Below are 25306 nucleotides of genomic sequence, written 5' to 3' on the forward strand. Positions count from 1 at the left end.
CTCGCTCTGCAAGTCGATCGTTTGAGTACTTGTCCAGCGGGGCCACAAGCCACCCGTAGTGTTATCAAAAGCCCTCGCAATCCGTTGGGCTCGGCATAGATAAATGCGGAGGGTTCGCCAGGTTGTGGAAATCAGCCGTGGACTTCATTGGGGCTGCAACCCCGGCGCTGGCACAAACAGGCTACCACGCTCACGTTCCAACGTCCTTCCGATCCGAAGTGCCAAGGCATCGTCGAATTTCCTGACAACAATCTGCAGGCCAGCTGGCAGGCCATTTGATGTCAATCCGACCGGGACTACCAGGCTGGCCAGATCGAGATAGTTCACCAGTCTTCCAAAATGATTGGGAGGCTGGCTTTCGTCTACTTCGGCAAGCGGTACGGGACTTCGATGGGAGCCAGGCGCGACGAACGCGTCAAATCCTGCTGCCGCTTCCTGAAAGCCGATCTGCGCCAAGCGGCGGGTTTCGAGAAGGCGGTAGTAAGCTGGTCCGCTGATGTCGCGGCCGCGCCTGATGCGTTCTGCAATGACGGGATCCACCAGGCTGTCCGGATGGTCGACATAAGCACTGAGAAGGGCATAGCTCTCGACGCTCATGATTTCGCCGCCACGGCCGAGATAATCGCTGATGGACAATGGCAGAGCAATTTTGTGGAATTGGGCGCCAACAGCCGTCAGATCGGCGATGGCGCGATCATGCAGCATCCGGATGTCGGGTTCGACGCCTGCCAAATCCCGCTCGTGGAGCATTCCGATCCGCAGGCCCTTCACGCCGTCCTCGATGGTGGCAAGTGAACGCACGGAGGGAACGTGCCACGTGGCGACATCGCGAGGATCTGACCCCACCATGGCTTCCAGCAAAAGCGCGGCGTCTCGGACCGTGCGGGTCATCGGCCCGACGCTGTCATGTGTTGGGCATAGCGGTACGACGCCGCCGCGTCCGACTAGCCCGACTGAAGTCTTGAGGCCGACGATTCCGCACCAGGCGGCAGGCGTGCGGATCGAGCCGCCAGTGTCGGTACCCAAAGCGGCTGGGGCGAGCCCACCAGCAATCGCTACTGCCGAACCGCTGCTTGACCCTCCGGCAACGACGTGAGTGTCCGGACCCCAGGGATTGCACGGCGCGCCCTGAACTGGGTTTGTTCCCCATCCTCCGTAGGCGAATTCGACCATGTTGGTGCGGCCGATGGCGATCATGCCTGCGGATTCGAGCTTTTCGACCGCATTTGCCGATCGGATTGGCAGCCTGTCATTCAGAGCCTTGGAGCCAGCATGAGTGCCATGCCCGGCCTGATCGAAGATGTCCTTCACGGCTAGCGGCACGCCGAGCAGAGGGGACGTGGAAGTTCCGTTAGCTCGTGCTTCGTCCGCGGCCCGGGCGCGTGCAAGAGCACCGTTCTCGTCGAGCTGACAGAAGGCGCGCAGCCGGCCATCCCAGATCGCTATGCGCCTGAAGAGTTCGGTTACGGCTTCAACGGACGACAGTTCCCGCCGAGCGAAGAGATCCGACAGTTGCTCGATTGACCAGAACGGATCAAATGTCATTGAACGAATCCTCGGGTATGCCGCTATGCAGCCGATCCGCGACTTCCGATCACCGCGTCAACGACCAAGACTGCCGCCACGTTGACGACGACGATGAGCGACGACACGGCAAACACCGCCGGGCTGAAGGAGGTGTTCGCCTGTTGAAAAAGCCAGATGGAGAGCGGGAAGACATCGACGGAGTAGAGAAAATAGCTCAGCGTGAATTCGTTGAAAGACAAGATGAAGACGAGGATGGCGCCAGAGGCGATACCGCCACTGGCAAGCGGCAAGACGATCTCCCGAAAGACCTTAGGCGCGGAAGCACCAAGCGTCATCGCAGCCTCCTCCAACATGGGATCAATGCCCCGCATCGCCGCCATGCAGTTGCGCATGAGGAACGGCAGCCCGATGATCGAATGGGCGACTACGATCTGAAAAATACCAAAATCGAGACCGGAGGCGCTTACCAGCACCAGCAACGCAATTCCCAGAACTACGGCTGGAAATACCACCGGCAGGCCGATCAATTCTTCGATAACTGTCTTACCCACGAAACGATATCGGACCAGCGCATAGGAAGCCGGGACACCAGCAAGCACACACACAAGCGCAGTCAGCGCCGCGATTTCCAAGCTGACAAGCAGTGACTCCCGCAATCTCCCGATCCCGGCGTCGGGACCGACCAGCATTGTCCAGACCTGCTGATACCAGCGCAGTGAAAGCGCCGGCGGCGGAAATTGCAGCGTCTCGCCGCTAGTAAATGAGATCACCAGGACCATGCAGATTGGTGCAAGCATCAGCGCCAGCAGCAAGCAAGTGATGCCTTTGACAAGCTGCCACTCGATTCCGGCACGCCCGGTTGCGGTCGGCATGCTCATCCCTTGATCTCCACGTTGGTTCGCACGATGAGGCGGTTGAGCGACTGCACGGCGAGTGCCAACAGGATCAGCAAGACCGATAGCGCTGCACCGAGCGGCCAGTTGGAAAACGTGCCCATCTGATCGCGGATTACGACCGCAATCGTCGTCACCTTCAACCCGCCCAGCAGCAACGGCACGACAAACGCACCCGTGTTGACCCCGAAGACAAGAATGGCGCCCGCAGCCATACCCGGCCAGGCCAACGGCAGAATTATGTGGCGATAGGTTCTGACCCGATTTGCTCCAAGAACATCTGCTGCCTCTTCAAGCGATACAGGAACCGAGCGCAGCGCGGCGGCAGTGGGCAAGACAGCAAGCGGGATGCTCGTCTGAACAAGTCCGAGCATGACACCCGTGCGGTTGAAGAGCAGCGAGAAGGGCCGTTCGATTCCGGTTGCGGCTGAAATAGCTTGGTCGAGGAGCCCATTCGGCCCGAGAATAGCCATCCAGCCGAAGCTTTGCACAAGCAGGCTGATGATCATAGGCAACAGGATTGCAATTAGCACGAGCCGCCGAGCAAATGCTGATGTCGTCCGTGTCAGGAAAAGCGCGATGGGGAGGGCTACGAGCGTTGTTATCAGGGCACTCAGCAGTGCCATCCAGATTGTGTCTATTATGATGCCGATGTTTCTGGAGCTGGCCAATTGCGTGTAGGCGGTCAAACTCCAGCCTGTCCATTCGGCATTCCGTTCTCCGACACTCATGCGCAGGACGACCAGCGCACAGACCAAGAGGAGACCGATCAACGTGCCAGCCGGAAGAAGAAGGAGCCTGATCGGCGGCTTGCGGATCGGCGCGTCTTTTTCCATCGACGGAAGCGGAGCGATGGGGTTCTCGATCGCGGTCATTGGCTAACGATTCTCGCTTTGCCCGGGTCAATCGTAACCCAAGCAGTATCGCCGGAAGATGAGGCAAGTCTGTTTTCGGTCGACTGCGCAACAAGCGTGTTGCCGCCGGGGAGCACAATCTGCCAGCAGTAGAGACCGCTGCGAAACTGCGACGACGCCACCCGGCCCTCAAAAGCGCCGCCAGGGTCAGCGGAATGAACGACTGTCTGCTCGGGTCGAAAAATGACAAACGCTCCTTCAGCTATATCGCTGCAGTTTGCGACACGAATTGCGAGCCCAGCATCGGTCTGCACCAGCGATGTCCCATCCGCCTGATCGAGCACGCGAGCAATGCGAAGGGTGTTGGTGTCGCCGAGAAAATCAGATACGAACCTGGAATTCGGTGCCTCGTAGATTTCCTCCGGGGTCCCGGCTTGCAGGATCTTGCCAGCATTCATGATGATGACGCGGTCCGACATCATCGAAGCCGTTTCCTGGTCGTGCGTAACATAGACCGCCGCAATGCCGAGCTGCTTTTGAATAGCCCTGAGTTCGACCGCCATGTAATCGCGAAGGCGCCGGTCGAGTGCCGCCATTGGCTCGTCGAAAAGGACCAGCGCCGGTTCAGTCACCAATGTCCGTGCCAAAGCTACCCGCTGAAGCTGCCCTCCGCTCAGCTCGCTTGGCCGTCGTCCCGCAAATTTTTCGGGCGAAAGCTGTACGAGTTCCAACGCTTTGGCGACCTTGGTTTCAATCAGGTTGCTGGCGAGACCCTGCATGCGCAGGCCAAAGGCGACATTTTGTTTGACGCTCATGTGAGGAAAGATTGCCAACGACTGGAAGACCAAGCCGACATTGCGCTTGTGCGGCGGCTTTCCCGCAACGTCCTTGCCGAGAATGCGAACCTCTCCGGAAGTCGGCGAATCCAATCCCGCAATGATGCGCATGATCGTCGTCTTACCGCAGCCGGAGGGACCGAGGATTGATATGATCTCGCCCGGGCGCACGTCGAGATCGATATGGTCGACAGCCCTCACAGCACCATGAGCGAAGGTGCGTGAAAGGTTTCGTATCTCAAGGACAGGATTCTGTTCCATGTCACCTCAGAATTGCGTTCTTGAAAGATGATGCAGGCCGGTGCTGGGCCGAGTGACCGGCCCAACACCGAACGTGATCTTACATCACTGCGTCTGTGTAGCGCTGGATCCAGTCGTCACGCACCGAGGCCAGGAAGCCCGAATCCAGTCGGTTGGCGCGTTCTTTGATCACTTCCGGGCTTGGGATGAACGGGCTTTTCTTTGCCTTGTCCGACAAAATCGCATCTTGGTTGATTGGACCGTACCAGACCTCTTCGGCCATCTTCCCTTGCACCACTGGGTCAAGAGCGTGATTAAGGAATGCATTGACGGTTGCAGCATCGCCTGGGTGTCCTTTCGGGACAACCATGTACTGAAGATCCACGAAGAAACCTTCGGCCAGATCGTACGTGCCACTCATGTTGAACTCCGGCTTTGGAATGAACGCCGAGAACGTGAGAGGGGATATTACACCTGCCGCATTCACAGAGTCCGAACGGAACAAGTCGGCGATTTGATTCGAGTTCGTCGCGATGGCCAAGCTCTTACCCTTGAGCTTTTTCAGCAGTTCGAATCCAGGGTCAGGATTCTTGAGGTCGCCGCCAGCGGCCTTCGCTGCTACAATTATCAGCTCAAGCGCGTTGAGATTGTCCGGCGTGGGAAGTACGATCTTACCCTCGTTGGCCGGGTCCCAGATCACATCGTAGGACTTCGGTGGTGAAGGATAGCGCTTCGTATTGTAGATCAGGCCATCGCTCCACAGGAAATAGCCGATACCATGCCCATTGGCACCGGTTTGATACTTGGAATCGACGCGGGACAGGTTGGGGACTGCGCTGGTATCGGGCTTTTCTAGAAGTCCGGCTTCGGCCAAAGCGTCCGCGCCAAACCCCGATAGGATGACGACATCAAATTGCGGCTTGGATGCAGACGCTTTGATCTTCGCAATCATATCTGAGGTGGTGCCGGTCAGGTCGGCGATGACCTTGGCGCCGGTCTTTGCCTCGAAGGTTTGCATGATGTGCTTAACAGCAGCCTGGCCAGTCGGATCGGACCAGGTAAGGACTCTAATCTGCTTTCCTGCAAACTCCTGTGCAGAGGCGGATTTGATGAGAGGGGATGGCAGCGCTGCCGCCGCTATTGCAGCCGAGCCAGCAAGAAAGCCTCTGCGGCCAACGCGGATATTGAGGATTTTGTCTATCATGTTCTTACTCCCTTTGTTAGAATCCCTCTTAGTTTCTGATCACTTGACCAGAAGTGCGCGCCTATTTGAGCCTGTCAGGCGCTCAACTCCGTTGCTGGTCACGACCACCGTCTCACTGATGCCGAACCCGCAGGCCAGTGCCAGCATATGGAAGGCCATGCCCTCCTTCAGTTCCCAATCTTGTTGCTCGTTAAAGTCGAGTGCTTCCCATTCGGCGGTCTTGGGTGGGAAGCCAATGCCGGTCGAGTAGCCGCTGCGGTTGTAATATTCCGGTCTGATCTTGCGGATTGGCTGCCGCACCAAAGCATCAACTTCGCGGGCTGACGCTCCGGGTTTCATAGCTGCAATGCCGGCATCCTGAGCGGCAACAACGATGTCGGCGGCCCGCCTTACCTCGTCCGACGCGTGGCCGATGGCCACCGTGCGCATCTGTGTAGCATGATAGCGTTCGACACAACCGTAGAGCTCGAAAAGTACCAATTCCCCACGCCGAATGATCTTTGGGCTCCAGTTCGCATGGCAGACGTTATAGCGGTATCCAGACATGATATGGTGGGGCAAGCCGGTATACTCGCACCCGGCGTTAACGCCGGCCGCGAAAACCGCAGCAGCAACCTGGGCCTCCGTGGCTCCATCGCAAATGGTGGCAAACGCGACTTGCTGCTCGATCTCGGCGATTTGCGCTGCACGCCGGATGTAGCCCACCTCGGCGGATGACTTGATCACGCGAACACGATCGACAAGTAAACTTGCATCCACAATGGTGGCATCGCTAAGTCCATTGGTCAGTGCATCTGCGATGGCCGATGTCAAAAACCAGGACCTTTTCTCCAGTCCGATGCGTTTGCCGGCGGTTCCGAAACCGCGCACCAGGGCGAGCGTTTTCTGGACGAGGTCGTCGCCCTCCTTCCAGGTAGAGGCATCCGGCAGCCACGAGTATTCGTCGACATTGCCCTTTTCCAGAAAGCGTAACAGCAGTTGCGGATGTCCAGTCTGGGCGAGCACCACGGTCTGATAGGCGAAATAACCTGACGTCTGGTGCCCGGTGAGGTAGTAGATGTTTTCCGGAGCGTGCAGCAAAAGAATATCGATGCCCCGCACCGACATTTCTGACTGCACCTGCGCTACGCGCGTCTTGAATTCTTCGGTTGTAAACGCTTGCCGGTTGCCGGTCATTTGCTCATCCCATGCATGTGCATTTAAAGTGCTGAAATAAAGAGACGAAGGTGGCGGCCTTCGCGGAACGGGGCGCAATCGGCGGGAGGGTGCCGTCTTGACCACGCGATCCGTGAAGGCCGCCTGAGCCGCTGCTCGTCACCGAGGAGCAGCGGGCTTGGTTCCGGCTCCACGACTTGGGGTAAACCTGTCGTCCGGGTGTCTCAACTTGACCAATGCCAACCCGACGCTGTCCAGAGGTAGCAACGGCTGCCAGGAGCCCTTCCGACTGACTTAAAGTGCGATCTACCATCGGTCTCAGCCTGCCAACTCGACATCCACGCATAATCCATACTTCCATATTATGGGATTTACAAGCGTTTGTTTTCAGATAATGATAAAAATTATCGAATAGCCTTCGATCCCGTTCACAGGTGGCAACCGCCCATGACCATTGCCCGACACTTTGCAGATTTTCTTTCTGAGGTAAGCTACATCGACGGTCCCGCTGTGGAACAAGCGAAAGCGGCGGTTCTGGATTTGGCGACAGCTGCGCTCGCCGGCGTCAATGAAGATGCGACGGTCGCAGCACGAAATGCGGCTTTGATGATCTGGCAGCATGGAAATACCCCAATTTGGTTCACCAAGCATCGCACCAGCGCGGCCGGCGCGGCCTTTGTTAATTCAACAAGTGCGTCGAGCCTCGATCTAGACGATGGTCATCGAGCGGCGGCCGGACATCCCGGGGCGTCGATCATTCCCGCTGTTATAGCCACAGCAGCGGAACTCAAATGTCCGACCAACCGGATATTACCCGCGATCGCGCTCGGCTATGAAATCGCCATCCGCGTGGCTGCCTCGCGGGATTTCGCGACCCTGACGACACTCGTTTCAGGCCCATGGGTTGGCTACGGGGCTGCCGCCGCGGCAGCGTGGTTGCGCGGTCTTGAGCCCCTTGCAATCGAGCAGGCCATTGCTATAGCTGGCTCGACTGCGCCGAACCTTTCCGCGATCGCATACTCGAAGGTGATGGGCAACCATGTGAAAGAAGGGATCCCATGGGCAACCGCTACAGCTCTCGTTGCGGTCGAACTCGCGGCCCAAGGCTTTACCGGGCCGGACGACCTGCTGGACAACGAAAGAGTCTTCGATCGCGGTCGCCTACTCGATGGGCTTGGAACCGATTGGGCAATCAACGGCATTTATTTCAAGCCTTACGGTTGTTGCCGTTGGGCGCATTCGGCGATTGATTCTGTGCTGGCTCTTAAGGCTGAGCATGGGCTGCATGCCACCGAAATACAGTCGATAGAAATAGAAACGTTTTCTTGGGCACTTCGTCTCAATAACGAAGTGGCGCCGCGCACAACGGAATCCGCCCAATATAGCGTCCCATTTTGTGTGGCCATGGCGCTGACAAAAGGAGCCGAAGCACTCGTGCAGATCACGAACAGGGACTTAGATCATTCCGATACGATCGCACTTGCGAGGCGAATTGAGTTGCGGGTCGATCCCGATTTTGACGCGGCATTCCCTCAATCCGTTCCAGCACGCGTGGTAATAAGGACCAAGAAAGAGCGGCTGTCTAAGGAGGTTCTCGCCCCAATGGGGGAGCCGACAAATCCGATGGGCTGGGCTACCTTGAAGAACAAGTTTCGAAACGTCGCACAGGGCAGACTGGAAGAGCAGCATCTGGAAATGTTTCTGGCGGCATTCCGGGATCTCCGAGAGGGGGAGCTAGGGAGCCTCATGGAGACTCTGCAGCGACCACGCGTTTCGTCGATAGACGAGCCTGGCTCGAGGCAAAGAGCTGGTAGCCCCTGTAGCTAGCCTCGTTGAAGGCTGTCGTGATAATGGGGCGACGACCCTGTGGATCGTTTTGATCCGCCGGCTTGTTGATCGAGGTGCACGTGAAGACGACGACTGAAAGCGAGGAGAAGGCGACCGGAACGCAATTGCTCGATCGCTCCATCGCTATCTTGAATCATCTTGGAGAGCTCGGCCGTGGCGGTGCGCGGGTTTCCGAGATTGCCGAAGCCTTCGGCTTAAATATGTCAACGGCACATCGCATCATCACCGGCCTTGAGCGGCATCGCTACATCGAGCGCGACGAGACAACAAAGCGGTACAGATTGGGGCTGGCCCTTTTTGCGCTCGGAGCCAAGGCCGCGGACACGACGGGTATGCGACGGGTTTGTCATCCTGCTTTGATGCGGATTGCGGCCGAAACGGGTGATACTGTTTTTCTTATGGCTCGCAACGGCTTCAATACCGTCTGCGTCGACCGACAGGACGGTGGCTACCGGATCGACAGCCTCACGGGACAGGTCGGTGGCCAGATACCCCTTGGGGTTGGCCCCGCTAGCCAGGCGATCTTGGCCATGCTGCCACTAAACCAAGCCGAGGTCATTCTAGAAACCAACGCTCCACAATTCGAGCGCTACCATGGATTGACAGCGGACGAGATCAGGCATGCGCTGCCAGATATCCGCAGGCGCGGCTATGCCGTCGATGACGGGCACCTTGTGGAAGGAATTTCCGCGATAGCGGTGCCAATCATCCTAGAAAGCGGAAATGTAGCAGGCGCGCTCGCCATCAACATGACAAGCGCAAGGCTGCGGAGGAGCAGCGTAGGCGACTTCGTTCAGATTCTGCGACGTGAAATCGACGAAATCGAACGCACGATGAACCCACACGATATTTCGATTGCCAGCTAAGCTGACAAACTTGAGAGAGGAAGGCTATTGGGACGCACGCCCTGGATGACAGGAGGCACTAGATCGCGAGCCCCTGCAGTACAAAGCCGATTAACGGCGATGTCGCGTTGTCTGCGTATAAACGCGTTGAGACCTGCGGCCGCTGATGTCAGCTGAACACGGCCACAGCTTTCCATTCCGCCATGGCCTGCAGGCGGTGAATATGTGTAGCGAGAGCGGAGCGTTTTGGGCGGGGCGGGATGAAGAGATTGCGCAGAGCCGAGAAGATCGAAACGAAGCGTTGCAGTGCTCCTGGTGATCGGAAGCCTTGCTTGCATCATTCGCTTCCGTTTTCGCAACGGCACCTGTCGCCTGGGTGCTCCATAGGAGCGCAGCTTGTCGGTGATCCTGCGCTTCGGCGCGACGCCTTGCTTCTTCAGCAGCCGCATCAGCAAGCGCTTGGCCGCTTTGGTGTTGCGACGGTTCTGAACGATCTCGTCGAGCACATAGCCATCCTGGTCGACGGCGCGCCACAACCAGTGTTTCCTGCAGACGACGGTGAGACGACCTCGTCCAGGTGCCAGACATCGGTTCGCCTGCGCTGCTTGCGGCGCAAGCGGCGAACGTAATCCGGACCGAATTTGATGCCCACCGGCGGATTGTCTCATATCGTAGGAAACCACGATCCCCTGCTCCAGCAGCATTTCCTCGACCAGACGCAGGCTCAAGGGAATCTGTAGTAGAGCCAGACTGCATGGGCGATGATCTGCGGCGGGAAACCATTGGCGCTTGTAGCTGACGGTCGCGGTGTTCATGCCATCGGGTCTATGCGGCAAATCCCTGAACGCGAGTTAAATTGATAACGCTGGATACATCCAACGGCCGCGGATCTTGATGTAAGTCGAGTCTCGTCGAGATGCCATTTGCCGGTTACGCTACGCTTGCGGAACATCGCAAGCTTCCGAAAATGGTCGAAGGCTCCATGCCACAGCGCTGGCGATCAAAAGGTTGGAACAGATCCCCAGCCAAAGCGGTTGTCAGTCCGGTTCAATATCCGCCGGAGTCTCGATCGTCGTTTGCTGGTGGTCGTGATGCAAGCTCTTATGGCTAACTAGGATTGGCACGGATGACGATCCCTGCCTGAAACCGAGACGAGAGCCTCACAGATTGGCCCATACGATAATCCATCGATGAGGATCTCGGCGGTCATAAGCCTCCGTTTTGGATCCACATCTCCCGGTGCAACAGCCGTGAAGACAATTTCACCGTGTTCTGACGGCCCAAGGGCAACGCTTTGTATGCCCTGGCGGCAGACCCAGTCCGGCGCCGGCAGAAGTCGAGCGCTGTATACGGCAGCGCGGTCAAGATTGTTGCGGACCTTGATTGTGTAGATGATTTCGCTGCTCGGAGGCACTTGGGCAACATAAGGAAGCATGCGAGCCCAGAATAAATCGATAAAGTGATCTGCAGGTTCGTTGACAACCTCGCGAAAAGCAATTTCCTTCCTTTCAACGTAGTCCAAGTACTCTGTGAGCCGAGAATTATCCATCTGGATTAATTCCCCGTGACCTGGACAGAGAAAATCTGGATGTGTTGTCTGCATCACCTCAGCGCAACGGCGGTGCATTGCCAGTTGGAAGCTATTACGCATGATATTAGTCTGGACGGGAATATCATGATTGACGTGCTCTGTCCTGGGATTGCAGAGGGTGACGTTGTCTCCGCTAAACAAGACCCGCTTACCGTCGATCAAGCCAAGAATCATTGAGTGATACTCGGTTTGGCCGGGTGCGTAGTAAATTTCGAACTCGTGCCCTCGCCAATGGAAGGCTTCACCATCACGCAGCACCTTTGATACGCTGATTGGCTTGTTGAAGCAGCAGGGCGTACTTGCCCAATCGGACGGGTTAGCGATTACCTCCGCGACACAATCAAGGGCCCAGCATTGGGTTCCAAAGTTGCGCTGAAGGAATGGAATTCCACACGTATGATCGTCGTGAATATGCGTAGGTATTACGACCTCGATATGGTCTATGCCATAGTCATCCCGCAGCTGATCGAGGTGGTGTTCGACAAATCGCAGCGCCTGTATGCCTTCGTGCTCGACCCCAAAATGGAGATGTGCGTCGGAAGCCAAGCCGTAATCAATGAGTAGCGCGTGTCCAACCCCGCTAAGCACGATATAGAAATTAGAGCAGGTGTACGGCCCTCCCCAAAGCAAGTGTTCTGATATCTTCTGCAGTCTGCTCTCGCGGACCGTTTGCCACTCGGGGAATTTGCTATTTAGCCCTGAGGTGTATAGCCTGCCCAAGTTAGCAAGTGCTTCCAGCCTTTTCTCAAGACTAACAATGTCCTCGTTGGGGTTGATGATGGCTTTGCCATGCGACGGATATGCGATCGCGACTTGCTGCTTCTTTAGGGCAAGTATGGACTGCATAGTGAACTGTACGCCGATCATATCGGCGTAGGCGTACTCCATGGCATGGAGCTGATACAGTTTGCCACCGCTTGCCATCAGGTCGCCGGTGAAAGCAACTCTTTGCCCATCCACCTCGGCGATTAGGGTGACCATGCCGTAACTGTGACCCTTGGCCGGCAACACGTAGAAATTGTATTCGTTCCAAACGAAATTTTCGTAGTCTTTTAGTGCCGCATCGACCGAAACATTTTGTGCAAGGGAGAAAAACGTATTGGTATCATTATAGTTGTCAAATACTGCCCGGATTCGCCAACGCGCTTCAACATCATCAAACAAATGCCGTTCGAATTCGGGAACGGCAATCTGTGCGCCGCTCGCCCTGACCAAGTGGGTCCCCCAGCATTGGTCACGATGATGGTGGGTATGAAGTACCCACACCACTCTGTCCACTCCGATACTTTGAAGATGTTCAAGCACGGCGCCTGACCCCGCATCTATCAAGACACAGTCCCTGCCACTTTTCACCACAAAAACGTTGCAGGTATCTTTGAATTCGAAAAGATTCTCGGAATGTTTGACAAGGTTCATCTGAATACCTGGTGAGCAGAACACGTCCCGCTCAGATCTGAACGTTGATTAAGCCATCAGGGCAGCATCGAGCGGGCACTTAGTTAGGTTCTCTCCATCATTCTCAGTGATTAGAACCTGCTTCTCGAGCTTAATGCCACCCCGGCCGCCCACGGCGCCGACGCACGCCTCACCTCGGCAGTGCATCGATGCGTACTCTCATATTATGGGATCTTCAAGTGTTTTTTTGCATATAATGATATTTAGCACTGATCTTGGCCGAACACAGCCACAGCCTTTCCATTCCGCCATAACCTGCAGGCGGTAAATATGTGCAGCGAGAGAGCGGAGCGTTTTGAGCGGGGCGGGATGATGAATTGCGAGGAGCCGAGAAGATCGGAACGAAGCGTTGCAGTGCTTCCTGGTGATCGGGAGCCTTGCATCATTCGCTCCCGTTTTCGCAACAGCACCAATCGCCTAGAGCACGTCCCGCGATCAAGTGACGTGGGGCTTGGCGGGTGATTCAACATCCACTTTGATGAGGTGGATGATGGGAAGAGCACTGAGCGACGATCTTCGATCGCGGGTCTTCAAGGCTTCGGACGCATGTCGGCCCGGCAGGCAGCGGCGCGGGTTCGGCGTCGGCATATCGAGTACGATCCGGTGGATCGCACGGGCGAAGATCGGCGAGCGGACGCCTCGTATGCCGCGACACCTCCCGTGCCGGAACCGCTCCGACCTTGCCGAGACAGATCTCGGCGACCATTCCGATTGAAGCCGGCGCGTACCACGCCGGCGGCCGCGGAACGGCTGAGATCGTATCGATCGTCTCTACGCGAGGCTAGCCAAGGACCGTCAGGCGGTCGCGCATCGCATATTGAAGCATGCTGCTCTTGCGATTGTGCAGGACCTGATGTGCTGACAACTGCCGCACATAGAGGATCGCTTTGCCCTCCAGATGATGCGGGGCCCAATTGTTCATGCATCGTTCGCGCCCTCCCGTTTTGCGGAATCCTCGCCGTCGACGTGTCCGAGCATCAGGCTGACCATAAGCTTCGTCACTGATCGGCGCGCCTCGGCCGGCAGCGCCTGCCATTACGGCGTCTGCACCGTGTCGGCGTCGTTCGGCTTCGAGAGCAGATCGGACTGGTAGGTCGTGGGCTGGCGCGGCATGGACATCTCCCGATTCGCGTGACAGCCCAATGCTGCGCCCATCTCCGGCGATTGCGATGGCCCCCCGTGTCGTGGAGCAGTTTCGCCAGGATGCCCAGCGCGGGCAAGGTAGACGTGCGGAGCAGTCATAATGCGCCAGCTAGCGCTGAGGCTCCGATCGAACATCCACCCGGGAACCTCCGGCCAGCGATCCGATACCCGGCCAGAAAGACCGCAGCGGAAAACTCTGCTTTGTTCTCGTCGATCACTTCATGAATATGGACCTGGCGACCCGCCCAAGGATGCCATGGATAGAGAAGCCCGCGCTCCGGGGGTGGTTCCGTGGGTGTTCCGTCGCCGAGTTGTACAACAGCGTGCGGCCTCATTCGCAGATCGGATGGCAAACGCCGAACGAGTTTGCACAGACCTTCAATCCTGTCTCCGGGAAATAGTTCGGATCGGCGCGCCACATCCGCCAACCAACCACCGTGGATTTTTCAGGCTAACTTGCCAAGGGTGGTTGTACCCGTCACCTTTTCTCTCCTACCACCTAAAGAGGGAAGCAGCGAACGTGGGAACGACTGGCTCTCCCGCAAAGAACTCTTGGAGCGCACTGGGGAATTTGCCTGCTTTGAAGTGATCAGCAGCGTCCTTATGTATGCCGCTGGCGATAAAGAGCACGTCCATGCCCTCGTTTCGACCACCCGCGACGTCGGTCCGCAGCGAATCACCGACTGCGAGCACTTCATGTCTTTCGTAGCCGAGGAGGTCGAGGGCGAGTTGGTAAGCCGATGAATACGGCTTTCCATGGTAGAAAACGTGGCCTCCCAGCGCTTCGTACTGCTCGGCTAGCGCTCCGGCACAAGCAACAAGTTGATCGCCAACTAAAACGACCAGATCGGGATTCGCGCAGACCATTGGAAGTTTGCGCAAAGCACATTCCTTCAACAATGCCGCAACTTCATCTGGCGACTGGCTGCTCCCCCCGGTGGTCAAAATAAAGTCGGCGTCCCGAGCTGAGGAAACCTCGAATCGGTCTAACCCCCGGAGCAAACCTGCCAGCTCAGGTGGTCCGAAATGGAAGTAGCGAGCAGCTAGTGCTCTATGCCAGTCGTCTGACACATTTTCTAGCGCCTTGTAAACCAGCTCTCCGGATGTGACGATATAGTTATACTGAGATGGATCTATTCCTATCGACTCTAGGTATTCCGCAACTTGGTTGGCACGACGGGGGGAGTTCGACAGGAGGCAAATTTCGAGCCGCTTGTTTCGCAAACCCTTCAGCGCAGTTATCGCATGAGGAAAGGCAACTCTCCCGTCGTGCAAGACGCCCCATACATCCAGAACAACGGCACGATATTTTTCTATGATCCCCGCGATGCCTTCGATTATGATTGGCGATTGCGAACTTTTCACTGATTTTAGCTCCTTTTTTCACGCCTGCCTGCAACTCCTAAGACAGTCATACATCAGCGTTAGGGGCGCGCCGTGAATCCGGCCATTGGTAGAACGTCTTCAAATTTTGATGCCGTAATGATCTCACCCCAACCAGGGTAGACAGGGAATGTGTCTCGTCGAATGCGAGCCACACTAAAATGGAGCGCGACGTTTTTAGCGCTCCAATCAAGGCGGCTTGCGAAGCTGGAACGCGACGAGCGCCAGCCGAATAAAACACAAGCCAATCCCACTTGCGGCAGGCCAAAAAGCGCAAGATATACCAGATGTCCCAGCCTTGATGATACAGGCGCAGCAAAGCACAAGCTGAGCAGCGAGACGAAAAGGTTGGAATGAAGGTCATGGCGACGGCGAGAGCGTTGCCGATAAATTCGGAGTCTAGACCTGTTTCCCGCACGAGCACGCAGGTACCTGCGGCCATCGTTGCTATTGCCAACAGGGTCGCAGGACGATTTTTCTCTCCTAACCAAAGCCCACCCCAGGATAGCAGTGAAGACCGGTGTCGTCCCATAGAGGGCTGCTACGTTGGCGATCGAGGTTAACTGACACGTGTGGATGAACGCTAGCATGGCCATTGACATCGAGGGCTGCAACAATCACCCCTCGCCTTGTTGGGCGAAGGCTATGTCTTGGCCCATCTACAAAGAGATGAATTGCCAGGAACGCCGCCGCAAAGCGTCAAGAGGCAGAACCCTGACGAACAGCCCGGCGGTGCTCCACGCGACTGCAGAGATCGTGGCAAAAAAAGCCCCTTACTTTAACTATGTTGAAGCAATACAGTCGGGCCTCTTCACTCTAGCCACGGATGGCGCGCGGATCGTGGTCATGGCCCCGCATTGGTAAAACTGCCCCGGGATCCCGCAGATGCAGAATAACTATTCAGATACCGCCTCGCGCAACCGACACCAAGCCGCGTGAGCAGTTCTTGTGGATGAATTCCAGCGGTCGCGGCAAGGTCATCGACGGTGAAATCGTCACCCAGCAGTTCCACATCCGTACCCGGACCACAAAGCGTTTCAGGAACATCCGTTACATCGATTGTTATGCATTCCATGGACACCCTTCCGACTAATGGAGCAGAATATCCAGCAAACCGGACGGATATCTTGTTGGCGCAGGCCCATGGAAGGGCATGCTTGTAGCCGATCCCGACGATCGCTATGCGGCTGGCTCGGCCCGTTCGAAAAGTTGCACCGTAGCCAACTGCCTCACCCCTTGGTACATTGCGCACCTCGAGTGTTTTTGCCTTGATGCTGACAACGGGCTTTAAAGGATTTGGCCGGATGCCGGCATTGTTAAGTCCGTAAAGTGCCGAGCCCACCCGCACCATATCGAAGTGATAGCGCTCCCCTAGCCACACACCGGCGGAGGCCGCGAGACTGAGAAGTGTCGGTTTGAGCAGATCTGACGTCGCCCGAAAGCGGTTCCTTTGTAGCAAATTCATTGCGTCCCCAGGGCGTTCGCTGCATGCGAGGTGGCTGAGTACGACCGAAGGCGGACGCCGCTTGAAGATACCACCAAGATATATGCGCCGTACGTCATCGAAAGCGAGGCCAAGCCGAGAGAGCCCAGTTTCCACGTTGAGGAAGTATGTTTGCGGCTCCCGTGCGCCGCTAATGGCATCCAGTTCGGCACAATTGTTCACAACTGGTATAAGGCCGTTCGATCGATAGTGTTCGCCGTACCTCGCAACCTCATCGCACAAAACCGCCACTGCCGCGCCCGTGTGGGAAGACCTCAGAAGCAGCGCTTCGTGCAGATTGCCGACGAAGAGCAGATCACATCCGGCGTCAATGAGCGCGCCTGCAACCTTAACCAACCCAAGCCCGTAGGCGTCGCTTTTAACGACAGCGGCTACCCTTACCTGTGGCCCAACGAGGGCCGATATAGTCTGAAAGTTCGCCTGAATTGCGCTGAGATCGATTTCGAGCACAACATCGGCAGGTCGTACCGAGGTCAACATGTCTTGCTCTCCACCGTCCTCGGCACGCACTTCGAAGCACCGCAAATTCGTCGGGCGACATGTACACAGTTACATCGAAAAGCTCGGTCGCACTCCACACCTCCCGCCACACGCCAGCAAGTATCAGCTTAATTAATCATATCCATATAAGAACAACGAAATCGCCAAAAGTCCATTAGAGAGAGTATAATGTAATGTAAAGTTACATGCACGATTGTTTCACACGTGCAACATAAAATTCACAGAACTCCTCTTTCATCCTTGCAAATCCCACTTTAAGACGTTCTTCGGCAAAGAAGGCGGAGATCTGCAGTGAATGGCCAGGTAAAGATTCTGATTGTTGGGCATGGCGTACTTGGTGGGGCCGTTCTCGACTTTCTCTGCCAAAGTGGCAGACCCTACGATCTGCACGTTGGAGCACGAGATCTGCAGCGGGCCTCCTTGAGGGTCAACCTCTCAGCGTACACCGCCGTCAACCTCGGGCTCTCTCCGGCCATTAAGATAGTTCCGCTGGATTTGATGAACACAGAGGCGACAGCAGAGCGTCTAGCGGCCCTTCGTCCTGATATAATTTTTAATGCCACGACTTTGCATTCTTGGTGGCGGATAACGCAATTGCCGACCGATGCCCATCAGCAGCTCGATCGAGCACGCGGGGGCGTATGGACGCCTATGCATCTAGTGCTCGTACGACGCCTCATGAGGGCTGTGCGGCAAGCTGGTGTGGAGAGCATTGTTGTAAACGCGTCCTACCCTGACGTGACGAATGCCGCGCTTGCGGCCGAGGGTCTCTCGCCGACAATTGGGATCGGCAACATCGCAAATGCCGTCCCGGGCATCAGGTTGGCAGCAGCACATCTTCTGGGTTGCGAACTGAACGCGGTGGACGTGCAGTTTTTTGCCCAACATTATGTGAGTTATCGTATGCCGAGCACCGGCTCCACGGACGGAGCGCCCTATCACCTGACCATATATCGGAACGGCCAGGAAGTTAATCCACAGGAACTGGGGCACAATGAAATCTTCGCGAACGTGGCCGGACGTTTTCGCCGAGTGAAAGGTCTTGCAGGCCAATCCGTCACCGCTTCGTCAGCGATAGCGATTCTACGTGCGTTTGCCGATCACTTGGAACGCGTTGTTCACGCGCCGGGACCACTAGGTCTCATGGGGGGCTATCCCGTTAGGATTGCTCCAACTGGTATTTCGATCGAACTGCCTGAAGGCTTGTCCCTGGACAATGCCGTGGAGATCAATTCGCAATGCCAGAAGTACGATGGGATCGAGGCGATCGAAAGCGACGGTACCGTGCGCTTCACGAGAGAATCGGCAGGAATCCTGCGTGAGCTGCTCGGCTATGATTGCGAAGCAATGGCGCTGGATGAGTGCGAAAACCGCGCAGATGAGTTGGCAGCCAAATACGCCGAATATTGCGACCGCCTTCAATCATAGGCGCCACTCGCGCCGCCCGACTACAATAATCGCGCCCTGGCCTGCCAATGTACAGCTGTTTGTTCCATCTGAGCCCTCTCAACCTCCCAGCCCTCGATAAGTTGTCTGCCACCGCAAGCGTCTCGCCTGATTGCAAAAGACAGCCGGCCTCCGGCAGAACTTGGAACACCTTTTCTCCACGAAGTACCCTGGCAGTCGACCCGTTTTACAACCTTGAGGGTGCCATCATGAGAAAGCAAATCAACAAGATTGAACCAGAAGAAGTAAAAGGCGCACAGCTTCTCGACCGCTCAGTGGCCCTTCTAAACTATCTTGCCGAGATGGGGGACGAAGGAGCGCGCGTGCACGAAATGGCGAAAACTTTCGGTCTCACCATGTCAACAACGCATCGGATCGTTAGCGCGCTGGAGCGGCATTCACTACTTGAGAGGGATTCCTCAACGAGGCGTTACCGCTTGGGTTTGTTATTATACACGCTCGGTGTCAAGGCCGTTGAAAGCACGACCTTACGTCGTTGCTGCCGCCCCGCGCTATTACGGCTGGCAGCCAAAACGGGGAATTCTGTCTCTCTGGTGGCGCGAAGCGGCTTCCATAGTGTGTGCTTAGACAGGCAAGAGGGAACCTACCCCATTGACAGCGTGGCCCGTCACACGTGTAAGGTGCCGCTGGGGGTCGGTTCAGCAACCCTTGCAATTCTGGCTTTTCTGCTGCCTGAAGAAGCCAATGGAATCATAAGCGCCGACGCTCACCTCTACCACGCTTTCAACGGCCTAAGTGCAGAGGAGATCCGGCACCAACTACCGGGCATCCGGAAGCTAGGATATGCACTAGATCAGGGCCATCTCGTAACTGGAATTTCATCACTAGCGTTGCCGATCCGACCGCCTGGCAGGGATGTCGTTGGGGCCTTGGCTATCAAGGCGACAACTGCACAGATGCCACAAGAGCGGATTCCGAAGCTCCTGAGGTGGATGAGGCGCGAGATTCAAACCATTCAGCAAATTGTGGTTTCTGCCCGCCCCAAGGAGCAGTAGCAATGAATGGTGCGATAGCATTCACACAGCCGAAGCTTGCCGGTCGCAGCATGAGCGACAAGCCTTGGCAAGTCCGTTCTTTCATGCTGGCCGCGAACAACCGCGTCCCTGCTATTGAGGATGCGATCACGCGCTGGCGCGCCTATCGAGAGCTTGGTCGAACTTGCCGATCGGCACGAGGCATTCATCGTCGTCGACCATGGTACGCCACTGGCATCTAGGCCCGTACGATCGCGGCCTTGCCACCGCGTTCGAGGGCAGCGACAACAGCGTCGCGCTTCATACTTGCGGCAAGGCGCGCGGTGCGTCCGGCGCACTCGAGCGCGAACCTATTGCGACTAGCTCGTCAACCGTTGCGGCCAAGATCAGCTGCGCGAGATCGCCACTGACCTCGATCCGCGAGGAGATACGAGCTGTGCAGGCTTATCTGGCGCCCCCTAGCTGACGGCGAAACCCCGCCACAGACCGCATTCGAACCGCCGAACCTGGCCGCGTTGTTGGCAAGCCTATCAAGCGCCTGGCACGCGAGCGAGATCGGTCCGACCTTCTCCATCGAAGCCAACTGCGTTACCTGTCTCGACACAACCCCTTACTGCGACACCCACCGCCGCCCGACCGCGATGCCTTCATTGAGACTGCCGAAGGTGTGCAAGGCGGGCGTCCGGTAATAAAGGGTCCGCGGCTCACCGTCAGCGCGATCCATGGTCGCCTCACCTCCGGCGACACGATCCAGACGCTCCTGGAGGACTATCCCGATATTCCGTGTCGGGCTTTCGAGGCGGCCGTGCTTTATGCGCAAACTAACCGCAGGTCGGCCGCCCCGTGCAGCGCCGCCGGGGATCGGCTGCGTGAGATTCTTCATCGATGTCATGACGCTGAACCTCACACCATAGGCCTCGCGTAATGTTTCAGCGGTCACGACCCCGCCTCGTGTCGCAGCCTGCCGTCTAATCACGCTGTTCCGCGGCGGAGGGACCGTCCTGTCGCTGGTGGATCGTCAGCGCGGACGGCCGGAGGGTCATCGTGTCCTGGACTATGAACGAGAGTAAATCGTCCGGACGACGATCAACGCATCCTACCTGAATCGCAACCGGCCGACGGTCTCGCAGCTGGTCCGCATGTCGGCTGGGCTGAAGTCGCCGCATAGGCGGACGATAGTGGCTCGCTTTGAGGACATCGACCTCCAGAAATGCGCAAAGCGACGCGGCAAACAGAGGATCGTGAAGGCGACAACGGCCGTTCCTAGATCGTTTGAGGTCTCCCGTCCCCTGGAGGTGGTCGAGATCGACCATACTCTTTGTCGTCGACGAGCAAACTCGGCAGCCGGTCGGTCGACCGTGGCTGACACTGGCGATGGACGTGTCCAGCCGGATGGTGACTGGGTTCTACCTTACGATGGAAGCAACGTCCCGGCTTTCGACCAGCGTTTGCCTGCTGCATTCTGTCTTCGACAAATCGGCATGGCTGAGAGAACGCAGATCACAAAACCATGGCCCGTTGCTGGCCTGCCGGATACGCTGCATGTCGACAACGGTCCTGACTTCCGCAGCCGAGCCTTCAAGAGAGGATGCCAGGATGTCGGCATTGCGATCGAATGGCGACCGCCGGGCGAGCTGCGCTTCGGCGGTCACATCGAGCGCCTTATCGGTACACAGATGGGGACTGGCCGTACTGGGTACCCGCATCGTTGATCTACTGCGGAATTTCTGCTCAACTCACCTCGTGAGTACCCGACCCTGTACCGCAAGCCCTTTTTCTCGCATTCTGAGAGTCGACAGCATCGCACGGCTAATCGGCTGACATTGCTTGCCCGGCTTCGACACGAAAGGCCAGTCCGATGAAAGATGTCCGCTGAAAGAACTGACCTTCCGCGTCTTTCACGTAAAGGTAGATCCTATGAGGAGGGTGGATAGCGACCTGCGCTGTGGTAAGGTGCGGTTGCTTAAACACAATCACCTTACCCCTTGGATACAAGCATGCCCGTTGCAGCTCACCGACCGAAAGCGCCGACCGCTATTCGCACCGATCTTGGCGCAATTTTCGTCTCATTGGAATTGAGCCGCTCGAAATGGCTGATCACCTCGCTGTCGCCAGGCGGCGGGGAGAAGATGTCGAAACATATGGTGGCGGCCGGCGCCGACATGCTGGCGCGCTTTGCCGAGCTCAACACAGGAAGGCACAGGCGCGCACCGGACGACGCTTTCCGATCATCGCAATCCAGGAGGCCGGGCTCGACGGCTTCTGGATCCATCGCGTGCTGCAGGCCGAAGGAATCGAAAGCCACGTTGTCGATCCGGCATTGATTGCAACCTCGCGCCGGCGGCGCCGGGCCAAGACCGACAAGATCGACGGTGAGGCGCTGGTCCCGCGCGTTGCTGGCCTACTAGCGAGGCGAGCCGCGGGTGTGTGCGATGCTCCGGGTGCGGGCGCCCGAAGAAGAGGACCGTCGGCGCATCTCGCGTGAGCGCAAGGCCTTGACGAACGAGCGCGTGCGACACGTCAATCGCGTCAAGGGCCTGCTGTTCGCCCAAGGCGTATCCGGCTACGAGCCGCTGCGCCGCGACCGGCGGAAGAGATTGGAGGTGCTCAAGACGGCGACGGCCGGCCCTTGCCGGCCCATCTGCAGGCGCAGGTCGGCCGGGAACTCGACTGGCTCGAACTGCTGCTCGAGCAGATCAAGGCGGTCGAGACCGAGCGCGATGCCATGCTCGCGGCCACGCAGGTTGTCTGCCGGCACCGGCGATGCTGCCTCGACCTGAAGGGCATCGGGCCGGAGTTTGCCGCTGTCCTGTGGTCGGAGCGACTGTCGCGTCACTTCGACAACCGGCGACAGGTCGCCGCCTATGCGGGCCTCGCGCCGTGACCCTGGCAGAGCGGCTCGGTCGATCACGACTAGGGGATATCGAAAGCCGGCAATCCAAGGGTGCGACGACGCTAATCCAGACGGCTTGGCTCTGGCATCGCCATCAACCGCGATCGGCGCTCACCTTGTGGTTCCCGGACCGGGTCAAACACAACGGCGGCCGCCTCAAGAAGGCGACGATTGTGGCGCTCGCTCGCAAGCTGCTCGTCGCGCTGTGGAAGTACGTCAGCGCCGGCGTCGTCATCGAAGGTGCAGTCATGAAGACCGCCTGATGCGTTAGCCGAACTGAATTCTGCAAATCTTCGGGGACCCGATCAGTCCTGTCGGATCCAGGTGGGACGAACCGGGAATATGCATGGCCCTGAAAATGGCCGTAAGCTAGACGTGAGCTGGACTAATCAGTCTCTCTTTCGTTGGGTTGGAAAGAAGTGTGGGGCGTTTCGCTGTTGACGAGACGTCTCAAACCGAAATAGTTAATTTTGAATAGTTGGCAGCCAATGAACGCCATCGTAACTTGCGAGACGCAATGCAATGACATCGACGCTCATCGCTCCCACTTATGAGTGGCTGCCGATCGGTAGCGACGCGGACTATGATTGCCTAGAAGTCCTGCTTGAACCTGAATTCGGTCCTAAGGAAGCATCCTCAAAGCTAAAGGGGTCAATATCGCCGGCGGTAAAGGGCATACTCATCGAGCGAGACTATGTCGACAAAGATTATCGCAGTACCTTTTACCACTTCTACACGAAGAAGGGACGGCGATACCGCGACGACTGCGTTCGGCTGCATTTGTTCGATGAAACCGTTTCTTTCGCAGCCGACAAGCTAGACTTGTACAGCACGGAAGGCACAATAGGTGATCACTATTTTGGCTATCTGGTTCTTCGACCGACTATCATCGGCACGATAGGCCGGTCGATCCTGTCGCCGGACGTTCGGATGGGTGCCAGCGGCATGGTGATTCAAGCAAGACACAATGTGAGCTTGCTCGGCCACGCCCTGACGGTCTGGGGCTTCCCGTCAATGGCGCAGCACACCGATATTTCAGTCTGCGCGCATGTGTCCTGCTGGGCCATCCTTCGGCACTATAGCCGGGTCTTCCCGCAACACCGCGAGATCCTTATCCATGAAGTCACAAAGATGGCGAGCGTCTTCGACCCGGGTGGGCTAACACCGGCCTTGGGACTCAACGTTCCCCAAGCCGAGCGCATCTTCCAGGCGGCCGGAGGCTACCCACTGACGGTCCGCAAATCTGTTTCGAATGAAGCCGAGTTCTATACGCAGATGCTGGCGTATTTGGAATCCGGCTTTCCCCTGTTCATCGCGATGAATGGGCAACAGCACGCCGTCGCTGCGGTAGGTCACGCTTGGCGCACCCCACCGTTGGCGGCGCCCCTGCTCAACAGACACGCCTGGAATCAGGTCGCCTCGATTGTCGTTGTTGACGACAATCAACTGCCCTACCAGGTGATTACAGTCAGCAACGCCGCCGATCCTTCGATAGGGTACACCACAGACAACTTCGACAGTTTCACCGTCTCGCTGCCAGACAAGATCTTCTATCCTGCCGATGCGGTTGCGCGACAGGCGGTCGCCGCGTCGAAATTGCTGGCCCCAATTTTTCCAATGCCCGTGCAAGACGAACTTGTCCTGCGCTATTTCGTGACGACGATATCGGACCTCAGGTCTTACGCGAGGGACAATCAGTCGCAGTTGGGCGATCAGCTGGTGGCTGCCATCATGCAGTTACGCACGGCGCAATATGTATGGGTAGTGGAATATGCATCCGCTGCTCAGTGGGCGGCGGGGCATATTGCCGCTCGCTCGATTTTGGACGCGACAGCCAGCCCAAGAGATGCAGTTCCTATGTGGATGGTGCATGGTCACGACAAGGCGATCTTTTTTGATCGCAGTTCAGCGGCTAGCGAAGCGAGCCTTATCGAACTCGCGCGGCCAGGCAGCAGCCCTTTGGGGCGGATGGAGCTAAATCTCCGCCCGGTCAGACCACATGTCTAGAATGCTACCGAGCTTGGAGGCGAAGCAGCGATGAAGGACCGATTGAAAGACTATTTGCTCAAGCAGGGCGCCAAGGCCGTCAAACCAGAACTCGTCGAAGACTATATCACGGAAATGAACGAACAGGTGATCCCTGAGATCGTCGAAGCAGTGCAGGAACGCGAACTGCTGGCAGCCGAGTTGCGATACTCTCCTACTGCGACGCAAGGCACGTCCCGCAAGGAGCCTGCCAACTAACTGGCTTTGTCCCGGCGGAAGCGAGCGTAAGCGGCACTAATGATAGCCTCCAGTGCTTCAGCTCCACTGGCATCGAGCTGGGGATCTTCCCGGAGCAGCTTTCCAACCATGGCCAGTGGCTCTGGTGTCGGCCTCTTTGTCCCCATGAAATCGACTGGATCAAGTCCTGACCAGGCCGACAGAGCCGTCAGACTGGCGGCGTCAGGTTGCCGCCCTGAGGCCATCCGGGACAGCGTCGACTGTGACACTCCTGTGCGCATGCTGACATCTTTCCAGTTCGTTTTCCGAGCAGCGACCGTAGCCGTCAGCGCCCGATAAAATGACTCAAAATCGAACCGATCCTTGTCCATCCGCAATTTTCTCCAAACATTTGCGATTTAGCAATTGCATTCCTAATTTGCAAATGCAATAAGATGATTGCTCATTCGCAATCGATTGTCAAAGGAGAATGACTATGGCGGAACAGGATCGGCCCGGGGCTTCTGCGCACCCCCAGGAGGCAAAGCCCTTTAAGACCATCGAAATCGAGGTAAACGGGCGGGAAATCACAATGTCGGATAAGGATGCGACAGGCATCGAGATCAAGCAGGCAGCGGTGGATAAGGGTGTCGCCATCCAGCTCAATTTCGTGCTGCAGCGCGAATTGCCCAACGGCTCAAGCATGATCGTTGGCGATGCCGACGTGGTGAAGCTGCACAAACACATGAGCTTTACCGCAATCGCGCCGGACGACAACTCGTAAGGCGCAC

22 protein-coding genes and 4 pseudogenes are annotated in these 25306 nt (G+C 57.1%); 12 read left to right on the plus strand and 14 right to left on the minus strand.

Features of this window, described 5'->3' with window-relative positions; translation table 11 throughout:
* Window positions 1-144: 144 nt before the first annotated feature.
* The 6 genes from AC0L3N_RS13370 to AC0L3N_RS13395 form a co-directional block, all read right to left on the minus strand.
* Window positions 145-1545 carry an amidase gene (locus tag AC0L3N_RS13370; RefSeq protein ID WP_473548000.1) on the minus strand — a complete coding sequence of 467 codons (1401 nt, stop codon included), beginning with the start codon at window positions 1543-1545 and terminating at the stop codon, window positions 145-147.
* A 23-nt stretch (window positions 1546-1568) separates the two neighbouring features.
* Window positions 1569-2405 (minus strand): ABC transporter permease, encoded by an 837-nt coding sequence (locus tag AC0L3N_RS13375; RefSeq protein WP_473548001.1) that lies wholly within the window; start codon window positions 2403-2405, stop codon window positions 1569-1571.
* Window positions 2402-3295: an ABC transporter permease gene (locus tag AC0L3N_RS13380; protein ID WP_473548002.1), complete on the minus strand. Its 894-nt coding sequence runs from the start codon at window positions 3293-3295 to the stop codon at window positions 2402-2404. The genes AC0L3N_RS13375 and AC0L3N_RS13380 overlap by 4 nt, the downstream gene beginning before the upstream one ends.
* The gene (locus tag AC0L3N_RS13385; RefSeq protein ID WP_473548004.1) at window positions 3292-4371 is read right to left on the minus strand and encodes an ABC transporter ATP-binding protein; all 1080 of its coding nucleotides are present in this window, start codon (window positions 4369-4371) and stop codon (window positions 3292-3294) included. The genes AC0L3N_RS13380 and AC0L3N_RS13385 overlap by 4 nt, the downstream gene beginning before the upstream one ends.
* 79 nt (window positions 4372-4450) lie before the next feature.
* Entirely contained in the window at window positions 4451-5554 is a 1104-nt protein-coding gene (locus tag AC0L3N_RS13390) for an extracellular solute-binding protein (protein WP_473548005.1), read from the minus strand.
* Window positions 5555-5593: 39 nt separating this feature from the next.
* On the minus strand, window positions 5594-6730 hold the full coding sequence (locus AC0L3N_RS13395) for a M24 family metallopeptidase (protein WP_473548006.1): 1137 nt from the start codon (window positions 6728-6730) through the stop codon (window positions 5594-5596).
* A 426-nt stretch (window positions 6731-7156) separates the two neighbouring features.
* Between AC0L3N_RS13395 and AC0L3N_RS13400 the strand changes: the two genes are divergently transcribed.
* Both AC0L3N_RS13400 and AC0L3N_RS13405 read left to right on the plus strand, forming a co-directional pair.
* Complete coding sequence (locus AC0L3N_RS13400) at window positions 7157-8536, plus strand: MmgE/PrpD family protein (RefSeq protein ID WP_473548007.1); 1380 nt, start codon at window positions 7157-7159, stop codon at window positions 8534-8536.
* Between the two features lie 80 nt (window positions 8537-8616).
* The gene (locus AC0L3N_RS13405; RefSeq protein ID WP_473548008.1) at window positions 8617-9423 is read left to right on the plus strand and encodes an IclR family transcriptional regulator; all 807 of its coding nucleotides are present in this window, start codon (window positions 8617-8619) and stop codon (window positions 9421-9423) included.
* Between the two features lie 148 nt (window positions 9424-9571).
* On the opposite strand, the pseudogene AC0L3N_RS13410 reads toward AC0L3N_RS13405, so the two are convergent.
* The 3 genes and pseudogenes from AC0L3N_RS13410 to AC0L3N_RS13420 form a co-directional block, all read right to left on the minus strand.
* Window positions 9572-10217: pseudogene (locus AC0L3N_RS13410) on the minus strand (IS6 family transposase).
* 296 nt (window positions 10218-10513) lie between these two features.
* Window positions 10514-12409 carry an MBL fold metallo-hydrolase gene (locus AC0L3N_RS13415; protein ID WP_473548009.1) on the minus strand — a complete coding sequence of 632 codons (1896 nt, stop codon included), beginning with the start codon at window positions 12407-12409 and terminating at the stop codon, window positions 10514-10516.
* 198 nt (window positions 12410-12607) lie between these two features.
* Window positions 12608-12858 (minus strand): annotated as a pseudogene (locus tag AC0L3N_RS13420) (hypothetical protein); the annotation flags it as partial.
* Between the two features lie 80 nt (window positions 12859-12938).
* Between AC0L3N_RS13420 and AC0L3N_RS13425 the strand changes: the two are divergent.
* Window positions 12939-13091 (plus strand): annotated as a pseudogene (locus AC0L3N_RS13425) (IS630 family transposase); the annotation flags it as partial.
* Between the two features lie 138 nt (window positions 13092-13229).
* On the opposite strand, the gene AC0L3N_RS13430 reads toward AC0L3N_RS13425, so the two are convergent.
* From AC0L3N_RS13430 to AC0L3N_RS13440, 3 genes are all read right to left on the minus strand, one after another.
* The gene (locus AC0L3N_RS13430; protein WP_473548011.1) at window positions 13230-13370 is read right to left on the minus strand and encodes a hypothetical protein; all 141 of its coding nucleotides are present in this window, start codon (window positions 13368-13370) and stop codon (window positions 13230-13232) included.
* A gap of 713 nt (window positions 13371-14083) precedes the next feature.
* Complete coding sequence (locus AC0L3N_RS13435; RefSeq protein ID WP_473548012.1) at window positions 14084-14956, minus strand: TIGR01459 family HAD-type hydrolase; 873 nt, start codon at window positions 14954-14956, stop codon at window positions 14084-14086.
* Window positions 14957-15002: 46 nt separating this feature from the next.
* Window positions 15003-15416, minus strand: a complete 414-nt coding sequence (locus tag AC0L3N_RS13440) for a hypothetical protein (protein ID WP_473548014.1) — start codon at window positions 15414-15416, stop codon at window positions 15003-15005.
* Window positions 15417-15562: 146 nt separating this feature from the next.
* Here AC0L3N_RS13440 and AC0L3N_RS13445 point away from each other — a divergent pair, with 146 nt between their 5' ends.
* Window positions 15563-15838 carry a hypothetical protein gene (locus AC0L3N_RS13445; protein ID WP_473548016.1) on the plus strand — a complete coding sequence of 92 codons (276 nt, stop codon included), beginning with the start codon at window positions 15563-15565 and terminating at the stop codon, window positions 15836-15838.
* On the opposite strand, the gene alr is transcribed toward AC0L3N_RS13445, so the two are convergent.
* Window positions 15819-16958 (minus strand): alanine racemase, encoded by a 1140-nt coding sequence (alr, locus tag AC0L3N_RS13450; protein WP_473548018.1) that lies wholly within the window; start codon window positions 16956-16958, stop codon window positions 15819-15821. The two genes, AC0L3N_RS13445 and alr, sit on opposite strands and share 20 nt — an antisense overlap.
* 312 nt (window positions 16959-17270) lie before the next feature.
* On the opposite strand from alr, the gene AC0L3N_RS13455 reads away from it, so the two are divergent.
* The 7 genes and pseudogenes from AC0L3N_RS13455 to AC0L3N_RS13485 all read left to right on the plus strand — a co-directional run bounded on the left by AC0L3N_RS13455 (window position 17271) and on the right by AC0L3N_RS13485 (window position 24557).
* Window positions 17271-18407 carry a hypothetical protein gene (locus AC0L3N_RS13455; protein WP_473548020.1) on the plus strand — a complete coding sequence of 379 codons (1137 nt, stop codon included), beginning with the start codon at window positions 17271-17273 and terminating at the stop codon, window positions 18405-18407.
* A 227-nt stretch (window positions 18408-18634) separates the two neighbouring features.
* Complete coding sequence (locus tag AC0L3N_RS13460) at window positions 18635-19441, plus strand: IclR family transcriptional regulator (RefSeq protein ID WP_473548022.1); 807 nt, start codon at window positions 18635-18637, stop codon at window positions 19439-19441.
* Window positions 19442-20087: 646 nt separating this feature from the next.
* On the plus strand, window positions 20088-20345 hold the full coding sequence (locus tag AC0L3N_RS13465) for a DUF433 domain-containing protein (RefSeq protein ID WP_473548023.1): 258 nt from the start codon (window positions 20088-20090) through the stop codon (window positions 20343-20345).
* Between the two features lie 253 nt (window positions 20346-20598).
* Window positions 20599-21132 (plus strand): hypothetical protein, encoded by a 534-nt coding sequence (locus tag AC0L3N_RS13470; protein WP_473548024.1) that lies wholly within the window; start codon window positions 20599-20601, stop codon window positions 21130-21132.
* A 285-nt stretch (window positions 21133-21417) separates the two neighbouring features.
* Window positions 21418-22576: pseudogene (locus AC0L3N_RS13475) on the plus strand (IS110 family RNA-guided transposase).
* A 259-nt stretch (window positions 22577-22835) separates the two neighbouring features.
* Window positions 22836-24320 (plus strand): hypothetical protein, encoded by a 1485-nt coding sequence (locus AC0L3N_RS13480; protein WP_473548025.1) that lies wholly within the window; start codon window positions 22836-22838, stop codon window positions 24318-24320.
* A 30-nt stretch (window positions 24321-24350) separates the two neighbouring features.
* The gene (locus tag AC0L3N_RS13485) at window positions 24351-24557 is read left to right on the plus strand and encodes a hypothetical protein (RefSeq protein ID WP_473548026.1); all 207 of its coding nucleotides are present in this window, start codon (window positions 24351-24353) and stop codon (window positions 24555-24557) included.
* Here the strand turns inward: AC0L3N_RS13485 and AC0L3N_RS13490 are convergent.
* Window positions 24554-24907: a helix-turn-helix domain-containing protein gene (locus AC0L3N_RS13490; RefSeq protein WP_473548027.1), complete on the minus strand. Its 354-nt coding sequence runs from the start codon at window positions 24905-24907 to the stop codon at window positions 24554-24556. The genes AC0L3N_RS13485 and AC0L3N_RS13490 overlap by 4 nt on opposite strands.
* Window positions 24908-25011: 104 nt before the next feature.
* Between AC0L3N_RS13490 and AC0L3N_RS13495 the strand changes: the two genes are divergently transcribed.
* Window positions 25012-25299, plus strand: a complete 288-nt coding sequence (locus tag AC0L3N_RS13495) for a multiubiquitin domain-containing protein (protein ID WP_473548028.1) — start codon at window positions 25012-25014, stop codon at window positions 25297-25299.
* Window positions 25300-25306: the final 7 nt, after the last annotated feature.

This window comes from Mesorhizobium sp. WSM4807 (genome assembly GCF_055811615.1).

Coding starts and splice junctions, on each gene's coding strand:
- AC0L3N_RS13370 (WP_473548000.1), bottom strand. CDS start 1,545: ATGACATTTGATCCGTTCTGGTCAATCGAGCAACTGTCGGATCTCTTC.
- AC0L3N_RS13375 (WP_473548001.1), bottom strand. CDS start 2,405: ATGAGCATGCCGACCGCAACCGGGCGTGCCGGAATCGAGTGGCAGCTT.
- AC0L3N_RS13380 (WP_473548002.1), bottom strand. CDS start 3,295: ATGACCGCGATCGAGAACCCCATCGCTCCGCTTCCGTCGATGGAAAAA.
- AC0L3N_RS13385 (WP_473548004.1), bottom strand. CDS start 4,371: ATGGAACAGAATCCTGTCCTTGAGATACGAAACCTTTCACGCACCTTC.
- AC0L3N_RS13390 (WP_473548005.1), bottom strand. CDS start 5,554: ATGATAGACAAAATCCTCAATATCCGCGTTGGCCGCAGAGGCTTTCTT.
- AC0L3N_RS13395 (WP_473548006.1), bottom strand. CDS start 6,730: ATGACCGGCAACCGGCAAGCGTTTACAACCGAAGAATTCAAGACGCGC.
- AC0L3N_RS13400 (WP_473548007.1), top strand. CDS start 7,157: ATGACCATTGCCCGACACTTTGCAGATTTTCTTTCTGAGGTAAGCTAC.
- AC0L3N_RS13415 (WP_473548009.1), bottom strand. CDS start 12,409: ATGAACCTTGTCAAACATTCCGAGAATCTTTTCGAATTCAAAGATACC.
- AC0L3N_RS13430 (WP_473548011.1), bottom strand. CDS start 13,370: ATGAACAATTGGGCCCCGCATCATCTGGAGGGCAAAGCGATCCTCTAT.
- AC0L3N_RS13440 (WP_473548014.1), bottom strand. CDS start 15,416: ATGGCCGCAGGTACCTGCGTGCTCGTGCGGGAAACAGGTCTAGACTCC.
- AC0L3N_RS13445 (WP_473548016.1), top strand. CDS start 15,563: ATGGCCATTGACATCGAGGGCTGCAACAATCACCCCTCGCCTTGTTGG.
- alr (WP_473548018.1), bottom strand. CDS start 16,958: ATGTTGACCTCGGTACGACCTGCCGATGTTGTGCTCGAAATCGATCTC.
- AC0L3N_RS13460 (WP_473548022.1), top strand. CDS start 18,635: ATGAGAAAGCAAATCAACAAGATTGAACCAGAAGAAGTAAAAGGCGCA.
- AC0L3N_RS13480 (WP_473548025.1), top strand. CDS start 22,836: ATGACATCGACGCTCATCGCTCCCACTTATGAGTGGCTGCCGATCGGT.
- AC0L3N_RS13485 (WP_473548026.1), top strand. CDS start 24,351: ATGAAGGACCGATTGAAAGACTATTTGCTCAAGCAGGGCGCCAAGGCC.
- AC0L3N_RS13490 (WP_473548027.1), bottom strand. CDS start 24,907: ATGGACAAGGATCGGTTCGATTTTGAGTCATTTTATCGGGCGCTGACG.
- AC0L3N_RS13495 (WP_473548028.1), top strand. CDS start 25,012: ATGGCGGAACAGGATCGGCCCGGGGCTTCTGCGCACCCCCAGGAGGCA.